Source organism: Stutzerimonas sp. 21-1 (assembly GCF_056336065.1).
In genome coordinates this window covers 1906537-1920311 of sequence record NZ_CM150500.1, presented here as the reverse complement: position 1 = coordinate 1920311, position 13775 = coordinate 1906537, and the positions used below count along the sequence as shown (strand labels likewise).

Below are 13775 nucleotides of genomic sequence, written 5' to 3'. Positions count from 1 at the left end.
AGACCTGTGGTCGTTTTCCACCCTACGCAGCCGATCCTAGGCGCTTACAGCGCGATACCCTTGTGCCAGACCCGCTCGGCGGTCACGGTGTGGTAAGGCGGGCGATCCAGCTCGTAAGCCATGCTCATGGCGTCCAGCATGCTCCAGAGCACGTCGAGCTTGAACTGCAGGATGTTCAGCATGCGCTCCTGGGCTTCACGGGTGCGGTAGTGTTCCAAGGTAATGCGCAGGCCATGCTCGACGTCTCGGCGCGCCTCCTTCAGGCGCTTGCGGAAATAGTCGTAGCCGGACGTATCGATCCACGGGTAATGCTGCGGCCAGGCATCCAGGCGCGACTGGTGGATGGTCGGCGCAAAGAGTTCGGTCAGCGAGCTGCTGGCCGCCTCCTGCCAGCTGGCACGACGGGCGAAGTTGACGTAGGCATCCACCGCGAAGCGCACGCCGGGCAGCACCAGCTCCTGCGACAGCACCTGCTCGCGATCCAGCCCCACCGCTTCGGCCAGCCGCAGCCAGGCTTCGATGCCGCCCTCCTCGCCGGGCCGACCGTCGTGGTCGATGATGCGTTGAATCCACTCGCGGCGGGTGTCGCGGTCCGGGCAGTTGGCCATGATCGCCGCATCCTTCACCGGAATGCAGACCTGATAGTAGAAGCGGTTGGCGACCCAGCCCTGGATCTGTTCGCGCGTGGCCTGGCCGGCATACATCGCCCGGTGGAACGGATGATGGATGTGGTAGTACTCGCCTTTGGCGCGCAGCGCCTGTTCGAACTCGGCGGGGCTCATGGCTGGCAGGGTCATAGCGGTATTCCTTTTCTTATCGTTCTGTTCGGTGTTCGGAGCGCGGTGGGTACGTGGTTACAGTTCGATGCTCATGCCATCGAACGCCACCTCGATGCCGTGTTCGCCGAGGATTTCCCGCTCGGCGGAGTCCTCGTCGAGGATCGGGTTGGTGTTGTTGATGTGGATGAGCACCTTGCGTGCCGCCGGCAGCCCATCGAGCACCTCGATCATGCCGCCCGGGCCGCTCTGCGGCAGGTGGCCCATCTCGGTGCCGAGCTTGTCGCCGACCTCACGCACGCGCATCTCGTCATCACGCCAGAGCGTGCCATCCACCAGCAGGCAGTCGGCGCGGCGCATGATCGCCAGCAGCCCATCGCTGATCTGCCCCAGCCCCGGCGCATAGAACAGCGTGCCGCCGCTGCGCCGATCCTCGATCAGCAGGCCGATGTTGTCACCCGGATGCGGATCGTTGCGATGCGGCGAATATGGCGGCGCCGAGCTGCGCAGCGGAACCGGCGTGATCAGCAGATTCGGGCACGCCGGAATGACGAAACTGCCCTGCAGCTCGATGCGATTCCACTTCAGCCCGCCATTCCAGTGTTCGAGCATGTTGAACAGCGGAAAGCCACTGGTCAGGTCCTGGTGGACCATCTCGGTGCACCAGACTTCATGCGGACAGCCTTCGCGCAGCGTCAGCAGCCCGGTCGTGTGGTCGATCTGGCTGTCGAGCAGGACGATTGCGGCGATGGCGGTATCACGCGGCTTGCGGGCTGGCTGCAGTTTGGGAAAGCCTTCCAGCTGGGCGCGGATGTCCGGTGAGGCGTTGCACAGCACCCATTCGACGCCGTCCTCGCTGATGGCGATAGACGACTGGGTGCGCGGCTGGGCCCGCAGCGTGCCGGCGCGCAGGCCGGCGCAGTTGGCGCAGTTGCAGTTCCACTGCGGAAAACCGCCGCCCGCAGCGGATCCGAGAACCTGGATGAACATGGGCTACCCCTGAAAGCAAAGCCCCGGCCGGAGCCGGGGCGGGACGATCAACGATTGGCGAAATACATCGTCACTTCAAAACCAATACGCAGATCGGTGTATTCGGGTTTGGTCCACATGGCTCGATCCTCTTCTTATACGTGGCGCCGGAAATGCCCGGCACCCTCATTAAGCACCCAGTCCGCCACCGGCAGAATGGTACTTTGGAAGTAGATTTCAACCTGCCTTCGTAGTGCCCCGGAACATGCGGCCTGCCGACGAATGCCGCTTCTGCCGCGCATAAAAAAAAACGCGGCTGAAAAGCCGCGTTGCGAACGAGTCACCCGGGTGACATGAGGGAGAAACTCCCGGAAAGACCCTGCACCCTAAGGTGCCAGCAAAGAAACCGGCGCGGCGGGAGCGCGCTGCGCCGGAGCCCATCCAATCAGAAGAAGCCCAGCGGGTTGATGTCGTAGCTGACCAGCAGGTTCTTGGTCTGCTGGTAGTGGTCGAGCATCATCTTGTGGGTTTCGCGGCCTACGCCGGACTTCTTGTAGCCACCGAACGCGGCGTGCGCCGGGTACAGGTGGTAGCAGTTGGTCCACACGCGGCCAGCCTTGATGCCGCGGCCCATGCGGTAGGCGCGGTTGATGTCGCGGGTCCAGACGCCAGCGCCCAGGCCGAACTCGGTGTCGTTGGCGATCGCCAGCGCTTCGGCTTCGTCCTTGAAGGTGGTGACAGCCACCACCGGCCCGAAGATTTCCTCCTGGAACACGCGCATCTTGTTGTGACCCTTGATCAGGGTCGGCTGCACGTAGTAACCGCTGGCCAGGCCGCCTTCGAGTTTCTCTGCGGCACCGCCGGTGAGGATCTGCGCGCCTTCCTGTTGGGCGATGTCCATGTAGGACAGAATCTTGTCGAACTGCTGCTCGGAAGCCTGGGCGCCGACCATGGTGTCGGTATCCAGCGGGTTGCCGCGCTTGATTGCCTTGATCTTCTTCATCACCACTTCCATGAAGGGCTCGAAGATCGATTCCTGAATCACCGCGCGCGACGGGCAGGTGCACACCTCGCCCTGGTTGAAGAACGCCAGTACCAGGCCCTCGGCAGCCTTCTCGATGAACGCAGGCTCTGCATTCATGATGTCTTCGAAGAAGATGTTCGGGCTCTTGCCGCCCAGCTCGACGGTGCTCGGAATGATGTTTTCGGCCGCGCAACGCATGATGTGCGCGCCAACCGGGGTCGAGCCGGTGAAGGCGATCTTGGCGATGCGGGTGCTGGTGGCCAGCGCCTGACCGGCTTCGCGACCGAAGCCCTGGACGATGTTGAGCACACCCGGCGGCAGCAGATCGCCGACCACTTCGATGAACACCATGATCGACAGCGGGGTCTGCTCGGCCGGTTTGAGCACGATGCAGTTACCGGCAGCCAGGGCCGGAGCCAGTTTCCAGGCGGCCATCAGCAGCGGGAAGTTCCACGGAATGATCTGACCGACCACGCCCAGCGGCTCGTGGAAATGGTAGGCGGCGGTGTGCTCGTTGATCTCGGCGGCGCTGCCTTCCTGCGCACGGATGCACCCGGCGAAGTAGCGGAAGTGATCGGCAGCCAGCGGCACGTCGGCGTTCAGGGTTTCGCGCACGGCCTTGCCGTTGTCCCAGGTTTCGGCGACGGCGAGCTTTTCCAGGTTGGCTTCGATGCGATCGGCGATCTTCAGCAGGATCAGCGCACGGTCCTGCACCGAAGTCTTGCCCCAGGCATCGGCGGCGGCGTGGGCGGCGTCCAGCGCCTTCTCCACGTCTTCGGCGCCCGAACGCGGGAACTCGGCGATCACTTCACCGTTCACCGGCGAGGTGTTGACGAAATACTCCCCCTTCACCGGCGGCACGAATTCGCCACCGATGTAGTTGCCGTAGCGCGGCTTGAAGGAAATGACGGCGCCTGGAGTACCGGGTTGGGCGTAGATCATGTTGGGCCTCTCTCTTCTGCTTGTGGAGCCTGCGCCAGACATGGCTCAGGGCATGGGACCGATCTTAGGCAGTGCCCTCCCGCCCCCGGTATGCACCCATGGCAGCGGAGCCCTCCTCATTTGGTAGTAGATGCCAACGATGCTGCAGCACGCGGATTACGCGGCGTCGCGCCAATTTGGATGCAGCAAATAGCTACCGAACCGCAAGAAAAAGCCGCACATCTTAGTTCCCTTCCCGACTACGAAATTGACCATGAACAAGAATGCCGAGTCGCATCGAAAATATTTTCCAAACTCAAGAAAAGCTCGACCAAATGCCCGCAAAACCAACCCGAAAGTCCTATTAGTCACCCCCGCAAAGCGCCCTAATTTCGAGCTGCGACATCCTGTCCCCCCGTAAAAACCTGAGGAGATTTGCCATGCAGTGGATCAATCCCGATTTCTGCGATCTGCGTCTGGGCTTCGAAGTCACCGCGTACGTCTACGTGCGCTGAGCCTGTGGCCGGGGCGGTCGCGATCGCCCCGGTTTGCGAGGAAATGGTCATGACAACAACAAACATTCTGCCGACGACCCGCTACGAGATTCGCCCGCCCTTCCTGTTCCGCTGGGAGGAGTCGCAGCAGGCCCACGTGCTGCTCTACCCCGAGGGCATCGTCAAGCTCAACGCCACCGGCGGCGACATCCTCAAGCGCTGCGACGGCAAGACCAGCGTCGCCGAGCTGATCGAGCAGCTGGGCCGCGATTACCACGCATCCGATATCGACGCGATCGGCAAGGGCGTACTGAATTTCCTGGAGGTGTCCCATGGCAAAGGCTGGATCCGAGCTAAGGCTTGATGGCAGCGGCAATCCGGTCTGGCTGTTGCTGGAGCTGACCTATCAATGCCCGCTGCAGTGCGTGTTCTGCAGCAACCCGCGCAACTTCGCCGACTACCGCCCGCATGAGCTGAGCACCGCCGAATGGATCGACGTGATGGCCCAGGCCCGCGCAATGGGCGCCATGCAGATCGGCTTCTCCGGCGGCGAACCGACCTTGCGCAAGGACCTCGAAACACTGGTCGCCGAAGCCGACCGCATGGGCTACTACACCAACCTGATCACCTCCGGCATCGGTCTGACCGAAGCGCGCCTGCGCGCCCTGAAGGATGCCGGTCTGCGCCATATCCAGCTGGGCTTCCAGTCCACCGACCGTAACGTGGCGCGCGAGCTGGCCGGCGTCGATGCCTGGGAGCGCAAGCTCGGCATGGCGCGGCTGATCAAGTCGCTGGACTTCCCGATGGTGCTGAACGTACCGATCACCCGGCAGAACATCAGCCAGATACCGGACATCATCGATTTCGCCGTCGAGCTGGGCGTCGAGTACCTCGAGCTGGCCAACGTGCAGTACTACAACTGGGCGCTGCTCAACCGCGACGCGCTGATGCCGACCCACGCCGAGCTGCAACGCGCCGAGGATCAGGTGCAGCGTGCGCGCGAGCGTTACGGCGATCGACTGACGATCTTCTTCGTCATCCCCGACTACTACGAAGGCCGGCCCAAGGCCTGCATGAACGGCTGGGGCGCGATCCACGTCACTGTGGCGCCGAACGGCGATGTGCTGCCCTGCTCGCAGGCCACCAACTTCAAGAACCTGACCTTCCCCAACGTGCGTCAGCAGCGCCTGGAAGAGATCTGGCACGACTCGCCGGTGTTCAACCTTTACCGCGGCGACGCCTGGATGCCCGAGCCGTGCCGCAGCTGCGACGAGAAGGAAAAGGACTTCGGTGGCTGTCGCTGCCAGGCCTTGCTGCTGACCGGCAACGGCGCCAACACCGATCCGGCGTGCAGCAAGTCGCCGCATCATCAGCTGATCCAGCAGGCCGTCGCGCTGGCGCAGGACGCCACTCGACCGCAAGGCACGCTGATCGCCCGGCAGGCCAGCCAGGGGGTGGAAATTGAAACTACCCCATGACTCGTTCGGCGGCACCGTCAGCGCGGGCCTCGCGCTGACGCTCGGCTGCTACCTGCTGCTGCGCGTGCTGATCTAGGAGGCATCGATGCAACTGTCCGTCTTCGATGTGCTGGCGCGTTACGCGCACCTCGTGTTCGCGCTGGTGTGGGTTGGCCACAACTACGCCAACTTCATCCAGAACCCGCGCTTCGTGCCGCTGCAGAACGGCATCGATACTGCCACGCTGAACCGCGATCTGGAGGTGCGGATGAAACGCGAGCACGGCATCTTCCGCTACGCCTCGCTGGTGGTCTGGGCGTCGGGGATGTTCATGCTCTGGCAGCGCGGCTGGCTGGTCGATGCACTGCTGCTGCAGGGGCCGCTGGCGGCTATCGGCCTGGGTGCCTGGATCGGCACGGCGATGCTGCTCAATCTCTGGCTGGTGCTCTGGCCGCATCAGAAGAAACTGCTTGGCTTCGTTCCGGCGACGCTCGAAGAGCGCGTGCGCTGTTCGCGGATCACCTTCCTGTCCTCGCGCAGCAACACCATCCTCTCGTTTCCCCTGCTATTTCTGATGGCGGCCGGCGGTCATGGCCTGCACCTCTTCTGAAAAGGCCGAGCGCTACAGCTTCGCCGCCGGTCCGGCGCAACTGCCGCGCGAGGTGCTGAGCCAGATCCACGAGGAGCTGCCGGACTGGCAAGGCAGCGGTTTCTCCCTGCTGGAACAATCGTTCACCAGCACCGCCTACAAGCAATTGATGAGCGACACCGAGCAGGACCTGCGCGCGTTGCTGGAGATTCCCGCCAACTATCGTGTGCTGTTCATGCAGGGTGGCGCCTCGGCACAGTTCGGCCTGCTGCCGCTCAACCTGCTGCAACCCGGACAGCGCGCCGACTACCTGGAAAGCGGCCACTGGGCACGCAAGGCCATTACCGAGGCACGCCGACATACGCCGGTCAACGTGGTGGCGAGCGGTGCGACGGACGGCTTCAACGCCCTGCCCGCTGTCGAGACCTGGCAGCTCGACCCCGACGCCGGCTACTGCCACCTCACCAGCAATGAAACCGGCAACGGCCTGCAGCTGCGCGATTTTCCGCAACTGTCGGTGCCGCTGGTGGCGGACATGACCTCGGACTTCCTCACCCGCCCGGTTCCCGTCGAGCGCTTCGGGCTGATCTACGCCAGCGCGCAGAAGAACGTCGGTGTCGCCGGGCTGTGCATGGTCATCGTCCGCGACGACCTGCTGCGCCCGCCATCACCCGGGCTGCCCGCGGCGTTCAGCTATGCGGTGCAGGCCGAGCAGCAGAGCCGCTTCAACACGCCGCCGACCTTCGCCCTCTACGTTGCCGCGCTGATGCTGCGCTGGATTGCCGCAAACGGCGGCCTCACCGCGATGGCGGCGAGCTGCCGCGAAAAAAGCCAATACCTATACGCCTGCCTCGACCGCAGCGAGTTGTATCGCTGTCGCCAGCGCAAGGAGGATCGTTCAACCGTCAACGTCTGCTTCGAGCTGCGCGAGCCGGCGTTGCTGCCGCTGTTGCTCGCCGAGGCCGAACAGGCCGGGCTGCATCATCTGGCCGGGCATGCGGCCATCGGCAGTCTGCGTGCCAGCCTGTACAACGCCATGCCGCAGGCGGGCGTCGAGCGACTGGTTGCCTTCCTGCAGCGCTTCGAGCGTGAACATGGCTGAGCGCAACTTGGCCCTGCGCCGGCTGGGCCAACGGCTGGCACTGCAACTGGCCTGCGCCGCCAGCTATCTGCCGGCGACGCGCAGCTATGCGCAAGCGGTGGATGTCATGGGCTTGCGCTTCCCCTCACCCGTGGGCATCGCCGCTGGATTCGACCGCTGCGGCAGGCTCGGCCGGCGCGCCGCCCGGCTGGGCTTTGGCTTCACCGAAGTCGGCAGCTGCACCCCGGCCGAACTGTTGGGGATGCGCCCGCCCAACGCTGGTGGACGCGCCCTGGTCGGCCTCAATCTGAGTCTCGACCCGACCCGATCTTCGGCAGAGCTGTGCGCCGACCTGACGCTTGCCTGGGTGCAGGCCGATTACCTGATGCTGAACCTGATCAGCCCGCTCAGCGCGCCGCTGCTGGCCGAGGAGCAGCGTGCGCCGCTGATCGAACTGCTGCGCGCGCTACGCAATCGTGCGCATGCATTGAACAGCTGTGGCAGCCGCCGCGTGCCGCTGGCGGTCAAGCTGCGCAGCCTGCCCGGCCAGGTGCCGATGGCGCTGGCCGAAGCGTTGCTGGTACTGGGCTTCGATGGCCTGCTCGCCGCCCATGACCCCGGCCCGCCAGCCACGGCCGAGCGCTATTACGGCTGGCAGGACGATGATCAGCAATTGCTGGCCTGCCGGCAGATCGAGCAGCTGCATCAGCTCTGCGACGGCGCACTGGCGTTGATGTCGGTCGGTGGAGTGCAGACCGCCGCGCACCTGCATGCCCGGATGGCTGCCGGCGCGCGGCTGGTGCAGGTGCACAGCGCGTTGCTGCGTGAGGGGCCGTTCATCGCCCACCGCCTGCTGGGTTGATCCTCCTCAGTCCTGCGGGCGCAGGATGATCACTCCGAGCGGTGGCAGCGTCAGTTGCAGCGAATGCTGTTCGCCGTGCGCCGGCGTGGCTTCGGCAAGAATCCCGCCGCCATTGCCGACATTGGAACCTCCGTAGCAAGCCGCATCGCTGTTGAAGATTTCCTGCCAGCGCCCTTCCTGCGGCACACCCACCCGATAGCCCTCGCGCACCACCGGGGTGAAGTTGCCGATCACCAGCAGCGGACGGCCCTCGGCATCGCGGCGCAGCCAGGCGAGTACGCTGTTGCCCCGATCATCGCCGATCAGCCACTGGAACCCGCGCGGGTCGCTGTCAAGCTGATGCAGCGCCGGCTCCGTGCGATACAGCCGGTTCAGGTCGCGCACCAGATGCTGCGCGCCGCGGTGGTCGGGCTCCTCGAGCAGGAACCAGTCCAGTTCGCGGTCATGATTCCATTCTCGCCACTGGCCGAATTCGCTGCCCATGAACAGCAGCTTCTTGCCCGGATGCGTCCACATGAAGCTCAGATAGGTGCGCAGGTTGGCGAACTTCTGCCAGCGGTCGCCCGGCATCTTGTCGATCAGCGAGCCCTTGCCGTGCACTACCTCGTCATGGGAGATCGGCAGCACGAAGTGCTCGAAGTACGCATAGATCATGCCGAAGGTCATCTTGTCGTGGTGATACTGGCGATGGACCGGGTCTTCCTGGATGTACTTGAGCGTGTCGTGCATCCAGCCCATGTTCCATTTGTAGGAGAAGCCGAGCCCGCCTTCGCTGGTTGGCTTGCTGACGCCCGGGAAGGCGGTGGATTCCTCGGCGATCACCAGTGCGCCGGGCGTTTCGCTGGCGACCACGTCGTTCAGGTGACGAAGGAAATCGATCGCCTCCAGGTTCTCCCGGCCGCCGTGGCGATTGGGAATCCACTCGCCGTCCTTGCGTGAGTAGTCGCGGTAGAGCATCGAGGCGACCGCATCCACGCGCAGTGCATCGACGTGGAACTCGCGCAGCCAGTGCAGCGCCGAGGCCAGCATGAAGCCGTGCACCTCGGTGCGGCCGAGGTTGTAGATGTAGGTGTCCCAGTCCTGGTGGAAGCCCTCGAACGGATGGTCGTACTCATACAGCGAGGTGCCGTCGAAGTCGCCCAGACCGTGGGCATCGGTCGGGAAATGCGCCGGTACCCAGTCGAGGATCACGCCGACCCCCGCCTGGTGGCAGGCATCGACGAAGGCAGCGAAATCGTGCGCCGTGCCGTAGCGCGCGCTGGGGGCGAACTGCGACAGCGGCTGGTAGCCCCAGGAACCGCCGAATGGATGCTCCATGATCGGCATCAGCTCGATATGGGTGAAGCCCATCTCGACCACGTAGGGAATCAACCGCTCGGCCAGTTCGTGCCAGTCATACAGGCGGTCGTCGCCGGGACGCTGCCACGAGCCGGCATGCAGCTCGTAAATGCTCATCGGCGCGTCGTAGGCCTGCAGCGCCTTTCGCCGTTGCAGCCAGTCAGCGTCGCGCCACTGGTAGTCCAGCGGGCGCGCGACCACCGAGGCCGTGCCCGGCGGGTGCTCGGTGGCCAGCGCCACCGGGTCGGCCTTGAGCGGCAGCACGCCCTGCGGGCCGAGAATCTCGTACTTGTAGGCATCGCCCGGCTGCAGCCGCGGGATGAACAGCTCCCACACCCCCGAAGGGAAGCGCAGCCGCATCGGGTGGCGGCGCCCGTCCCAGCCGTTGAAATCGCCCACCACCGAGACACGCCGCGCATTCGGCGCCCATACCGCAAAGCGCACGCCCGCTACGCCATCGACCTCCACCACCTGGGAACCGAACACACGGCCGATCTCGCGGTGGTTGCCTTCGGAGAACAGATGCATGTCGATCTCGCCCAGCTGCGGACCGAAGCTGTACGGGTCTTCGGTGATCTGCTCGCCGCCAGCCCAGCGGATGCGCAGCAGGTATGGCTGCGGATGCAGCAGGCGGGTGACGAAGAAGCCCGGGACCTGCCCCTGCTCCATGCTGCCCAGCGCGTTGGCACCGGAGCGATCCAGCACCTCGACGCCCAGCGCATTCGGCAGATAGGCACGAATGACCAGACCGTCGCCGTCAGCGTGCGGCCCGAGAATGGCGAACGGATCGCCGTGTTCGGCACGCACCAGCGCATCCACGTCGGCATCGCTGGGCAGCAGGTTTTCTCCGGGCATGACCACGGCCGGACGATTACTCATTGGGAACCTCCACTGGAAAGCTGTTGGGCCAGCGCGGCCAGCCCCTGCAACGGGACGGGCAGCCAGGCCGGGCGATTCTCTGCTTCGTAGGCCACCTCATAGGCCGTCTTGTCCAGGCTGAACAACGCCAGCGCGGCAGCGGCGCCATCAGCCTCGCGCCAGGCTTGCGGCAGGTCGGCGGTTGCCTGTTGATAGGCGTCGAGGAACACCCGGCGCGCGCTCTGCCGGTAGTTTTCGGCAATGGTGCGGCGCGCCAGGTCGGCCTCGGCGGAGCTGTCGCTGACCTGGGCGTTGCGAATGGTCATCGCGGCGGCGTAGTCGAACGAGCGCAGCACGCCGGCGACATCCTTGAACGGGCTGAGCTTGGCGCGTCGCTGCTCCAGCGGCCGCGCCGGCTCGCCCTCGAAGTCGATGAAATAGGCATCGCCATGTGCCACCAGAATCTGTCCCAGATGCAGGTCGCCGTGTACGCGGGTGCGCAGGCCACCCAGCGTTCTAGCAGCCAGAGATTGCACTTGTACGATCAGCTGCTCGCGCTGCGCCAGCAACTGCTCGACCAGCGCGGCATCCTTGCGCTCCAGCGTGCCGCGATGCTCGCCAAGCAAACTCAGCGCGCGTTCCAGCTGCGCGGTCACGGCCTCGGTGGTTTCCTGAACGTGGCGTTCGGCGGTGGTTTCGCGGGCGAAATCGGGGTTGTCGGTGTCACTGGCGAGCACCCGGTGCATCTCGCCCAGGCGCTGGCCGAGCAGGCGGTTGAAGGCTTCCAGCTCGCCGAGCGCGCTGTACTGGTTCTCGTGCTCGGAAACGCCGCCGGCCAGCTGGTCGCGCACCGCACGGTCGAGCGTGTTGATCGTCCATTCCCAGGCGTCGCCCTGGTTGTCCAGGTAGCGCTGCACGACGATCAGCGCATGTAGCTCGCCACGGGCGTCGACGCGGTTGACCTGTCCGAGCATCGCAGAGATGTGGGTGAAACCCTGCGCGGTGAGGAAGCGCCCCATCTCCAGCTCCGGGTGGATGCCCGGGGAAACCCGGCGCAGCAGCTTGAGCATCATGGCGTTGCCGATGATCGCCGAGCTGTTGGACTGCTCGCTGGATAGGTAGCGCACCTCGGCATCGGCCGGCAGGCTGACTTGCGCCAATTGCGGCATGGCCTCGAAGCGAATCTCCCCGTCACCGCAGGCCAGCACGCGGCCCTCGCGCAGGCTCTGGATGACACCGTGCACGAAGTGTTCGAGGGTGAAGGCGTCGGTCAGCAGGCCGACCTGCGGCCCGCGCCGCGCACGCGCAATCGCCAGTTGCTGCGGTAGCGCGGTACCGAAATCCGCTTCGGCAAGATAGCCCAGCGGCAGTTGGTAGCGATCGCTGCGCCCTGCGCTCTGCACGGCGATTTCGCTCAGCAGCAGCGGATGCTGCGCGTCGCCGAACGGCACCGCGTAGCAGATCTGGATCGAGTCGATGGCCGCATCCTTGCTGGCGAACCAGCGCCGTTTGGGCAGGTAGGCCCGCAGCGAGTCGTTTTCGAGGATGCGTTTGTTGCTGCCGCTAAGCGTATCCAGACGCTGGAACACCAGGGTCTGGAAGTCCGGCATGACGTCCACCGGCGCCTGGTGCCAGCTCGGCATCTGATGCGTGGCCGCCAGCTGGAACCAGTAGAAGCCGTACGGCGGCAGCGTCAGCAGATACGGTAGCTGGCCGATGGGCGGAAAGGCACTGCCGCCGAGCATCTCCACCGGCACCATGCCGGCGTATTGCGACATTTCCAGTTCCGCCGCCTGCGCCGAGCGCGACAGGTTGGCGACGCAGAAGATCTGCTCGGTCTGCCCGTCCGGTCCGGGGAATTCGCGCAGATAGGCGAGGATGCGCCGGTTGCTCGGCGCCAGCATCTTCAGCGTGCCGCGGCCGAAGGCCTTGAACTGCTTACGGATGGCGAGCATGCGCCGCGTCCAGTTGAGTAGCGAGTGCGGATCGCGCTGCTGCGCCTCGACGTTGATGGTGTAGTAGCCGTAGAGCGGGTCCATGATCGGCGGCAGCACCAGCCTGGGCTGGTCGGCGCGGGAGAAGCCGCCGTTGCGGTCCACCGACCACTGCATCGGCGTGCGCACGCCGTCGCGGTCGCCGAGAAAGATGTTGTCGCCCATGCCGATCTCGTCGCCGTAATAGATCACCGGCGTGCCCGGCATCGACAGCAACAGGCTGTTGAGCAGCTCGATGCGTCGCCGGTCGCGCTCCAGCAACGGCGCCAGCCGGCGACGGATGCCCAGGTTGATGCGCGCACGGGTGTCCGAGGCGTAGTAGTTCCACAGGTAGTCACGCTCGCGGTCGGTCACCATTTCCAGCGTCAGCTCGTCGTGGTTGCGCAGGAAGATCGCCCACTGGCAGTTGTCCGGGATATCGGGCGTCTGACGCAGGATGTCGGTGATCGGGAAGCGGTCCTCCTGGGCGATGGCCATGTACATGCGCGGCATCAGCGGGAAGTGAAAGGCCATGTGGCACTCGTCGCCGGGGCCGCCGTTCTCGCCGCCGAAGTACAACTGGGTGTCTTCCGGCCACTGGTTGGCTTCGGCCAGCAGCATGCGGTCGGGGTAGTTGGCGTCGATCTCGGCGCGAATCGCCTTGAGCACCGCATGGGTCTCCGGCAGGTTCTCGTTATTGGTGCCGTCGCGTTCTACCAGGTAGGGAATGGCGTCCAGCCGCAGGCCGTCGATGCCCATATCCAGCCAGTAGCGCATCACGCCGATGACGGCCTTCATCACCTGTGGGTTGTCGAAGTTCAGGTCCGGCTGGTGCGAGTAGAAGCGGTGCCAGTAGTACTGCTGGGCGACCGGGTCCCAGGTCCAGTTGGACTTTTCGGTATCGAGGAAGATGATCCGCGTGCCCGGGTATTTGTCGTCGGTGTCGGACCACACGTAGAAATTGCGCGCCGCCGAGCCCTTCTTCGCCTTGCGTGCGCGCTGGAACCACGGGTGCTGGTCGGAGGTATGGTTGATGACCAGCTCGGTGATCACCCGCAGCCCGCGCTTGTGGGCCTCGGCGATGAAGCGGCGGGCGTCGGCCATGTCGCCGTAATCCGGATGCACGCCGCGGTATTCGGCGATGTCATAGCCGTCGTCGCGCCGCGGCGAGGGGTAGAACGGCAGCAGCCAGATGGTGTTGACGCCCAGATCGGCGATGTAATCGAGCTTCTCGATCAGCCCGGCGAAGTCGCCGACACCATCGTTGTTGGAGTCGAAGAACGACTTCAGGTGCACCTGATAGACCACCGCGTCCTTGTACCAGAGCGGGTCCTTGATGAAGGCGGCGGGTTTGCGGGCTTTGGCCATGTCTTTCGGTCCTCGTACCGCTGTGCCCCGGGCAATGTTGCCGCGCGGGCGTCAGTCGCTCGAAG

The 13775-nt window shown here is 64.9% G+C and carries 12 protein-coding genes; 6 read left to right on the top strand and 6 right to left on the bottom strand.

The window, feature by feature from the left end; translation table 11 throughout:
- Nucleotides 1-44: 44 nt before the first annotated feature.
- From pqqC to exaC, 4 genes are all read right to left on the bottom strand, one after another.
- Nucleotides 45-797, bottom strand: coding sequence for a pyrroloquinoline-quinone synthase PqqC (gene pqqC, locus AC0ZJQ_RS09330; RefSeq protein ID WP_008567777.1), 753 nt, complete (start codon nucleotides 795-797; stop codon nucleotides 45-47).
- A gap of 57 nt (nucleotides 798-854) precedes the next feature.
- A complete protein-coding gene (gene pqqB / locus AC0ZJQ_RS09325) occupies nucleotides 855-1766 on the bottom strand; it encodes a pyrroloquinoline quinone biosynthesis protein PqqB (RefSeq protein WP_003291120.1) in 912 nt (303 codons plus the stop codon).
- Between the two features lie 47 nt (nucleotides 1767-1813).
- Entirely contained in the window at nucleotides 1814-1885 is a 72-nt protein-coding gene (pqqA, locus tag AC0ZJQ_RS09320; protein WP_003291121.1) for a pyrroloquinoline quinone precursor peptide PqqA, read from the bottom strand.
- 305 nt (nucleotides 1886-2190) lie between these two features.
- Nucleotides 2191-3711, bottom strand: coding sequence for an acetaldehyde dehydrogenase ExaC (gene exaC, locus AC0ZJQ_RS09315; protein WP_102828411.1), 1521 nt, complete (start codon nucleotides 3709-3711; stop codon nucleotides 2191-2193).
- Nucleotides 3712-4130: 419 nt separating this feature from the next.
- On the opposite strand from exaC, the gene pqqA (AC0ZJQ_RS09310) reads away from it, so the two are divergent.
- The 6 genes from pqqA (AC0ZJQ_RS09310) to AC0ZJQ_RS09285 all read left to right on the top strand — a co-directional run bounded on the left by pqqA (AC0ZJQ_RS09310) (nucleotide 4131) and on the right by AC0ZJQ_RS09285 (nucleotide 8173).
- Nucleotides 4131-4205, top strand: coding sequence for a pyrroloquinoline quinone precursor peptide PqqA (pqqA, locus tag AC0ZJQ_RS09310; protein WP_003296405.1), 75 nt, complete (start codon nucleotides 4131-4133; stop codon nucleotides 4203-4205).
- Between the two features lie 49 nt (nucleotides 4206-4254).
- Nucleotides 4255-4548 (top strand): pyrroloquinoline quinone biosynthesis peptide chaperone PqqD, encoded by a 294-nt coding sequence (gene pqqD, locus AC0ZJQ_RS09305; protein WP_008567781.1) that lies wholly within the window; start codon nucleotides 4255-4257, stop codon nucleotides 4546-4548.
- A complete protein-coding gene (gene pqqE / locus AC0ZJQ_RS09300) occupies nucleotides 4517-5662 on the top strand; it encodes a pyrroloquinoline quinone biosynthesis protein PqqE (protein ID WP_167135256.1) in 1146 nt (381 codons plus the stop codon). The genes pqqD and pqqE overlap by 32 nt, the downstream gene beginning before the upstream one ends.
- A gap of 85 nt (nucleotides 5663-5747) precedes the next feature.
- Nucleotides 5748-6251 (top strand): urate hydroxylase PuuD, encoded by a 504-nt coding sequence (locus AC0ZJQ_RS09295; RefSeq protein WP_003291238.1) that lies wholly within the window; start codon nucleotides 5748-5750, stop codon nucleotides 6249-6251.
- Nucleotides 6232-7332 carry a 3-phosphoserine/phosphohydroxythreonine transaminase gene (gene serC, locus AC0ZJQ_RS09290; protein ID WP_476477720.1) on the top strand — a complete coding sequence of 367 codons (1101 nt, stop codon included), beginning with the start codon at nucleotides 6232-6234 and terminating at the stop codon, nucleotides 7330-7332. The genes AC0ZJQ_RS09295 and serC overlap by 20 nt, the downstream gene beginning before the upstream one ends.
- A complete protein-coding gene (locus AC0ZJQ_RS09285; protein WP_476477719.1) occupies nucleotides 7325-8173 on the top strand; it encodes a dihydroorotate dehydrogenase in 849 nt (282 codons plus the stop codon). The genes serC and AC0ZJQ_RS09285 overlap by 8 nt, the downstream gene beginning before the upstream one ends.
- Nucleotides 8174-8179: 6 nt before the next feature.
- Here AC0ZJQ_RS09285 and glgB read toward each other — a convergent pair whose 3' ends face one another.
- A complete protein-coding gene (gene glgB, locus AC0ZJQ_RS09280; RefSeq protein ID WP_476477718.1) occupies nucleotides 8180-10390 on the bottom strand; it encodes a 1,4-alpha-glucan branching protein GlgB in 2211 nt (736 codons plus the stop codon).
- Nucleotides 10387-13710, bottom strand: coding sequence for a maltose alpha-D-glucosyltransferase (gene treS / locus AC0ZJQ_RS09275; RefSeq protein ID WP_476477717.1), 3324 nt, complete (start codon nucleotides 13708-13710; stop codon nucleotides 10387-10389). The genes glgB and treS overlap by 4 nt, the downstream gene beginning before the upstream one ends.
- Between the last annotated feature and the right edge of the window lie 65 nt (nucleotides 13711-13775).

What these genes read in the sequence shown, in the direction of transcription:
- pqqC (WP_008567777.1), bottom strand. Translation starts at nt 797, where the DNA reads ATGACCCTGCCAGCCATGAGCCCCGCCGAGTTCGAACAGGCGCTGCGC.
- pqqB (WP_003291120.1), bottom strand. Translation starts at nt 1,766, where the DNA reads ATGTTCATCCAGGTTCTCGGATCCGCTGCGGGCGGCGGTTTTCCGCAG.
- exaC (WP_102828411.1), bottom strand. Translation starts at nt 3,711, where the DNA reads ATGATCTACGCCCAACCCGGTACTCCAGGCGCCGTCATTTCCTTCAAG.
- pqqD (WP_008567781.1), top strand. Translation starts at nt 4,255, where the DNA reads ATGACAACAACAAACATTCTGCCGACGACCCGCTACGAGATTCGCCCG.
- pqqE (WP_167135256.1), top strand. Translation starts at nt 4,517, where the DNA reads ATGGCAAAGGCTGGATCCGAGCTAAGGCTTGATGGCAGCGGCAATCCG.
- AC0ZJQ_RS09295 (WP_003291238.1), top strand. Translation starts at nt 5,748, where the DNA reads ATGCAACTGTCCGTCTTCGATGTGCTGGCGCGTTACGCGCACCTCGTG.
- serC (WP_476477720.1), top strand. Translation starts at nt 6,232, where the DNA reads ATGGCCTGCACCTCTTCTGAAAAGGCCGAGCGCTACAGCTTCGCCGCC.
- AC0ZJQ_RS09285 (WP_476477719.1), top strand. Translation starts at nt 7,325, where the DNA reads ATGGCTGAGCGCAACTTGGCCCTGCGCCGGCTGGGCCAACGGCTGGCA.
- glgB (WP_476477718.1), bottom strand. Translation starts at nt 10,390, where the DNA reads ATGAGTAATCGTCCGGCCGTGGTCATGCCCGGAGAAAACCTGCTGCCC.
- treS (WP_476477717.1), bottom strand. Translation starts at nt 13,710, where the DNA reads ATGGCCAAAGCCCGCAAACCCGCCGCCTTCATCAAGGACCCGCTCTGG.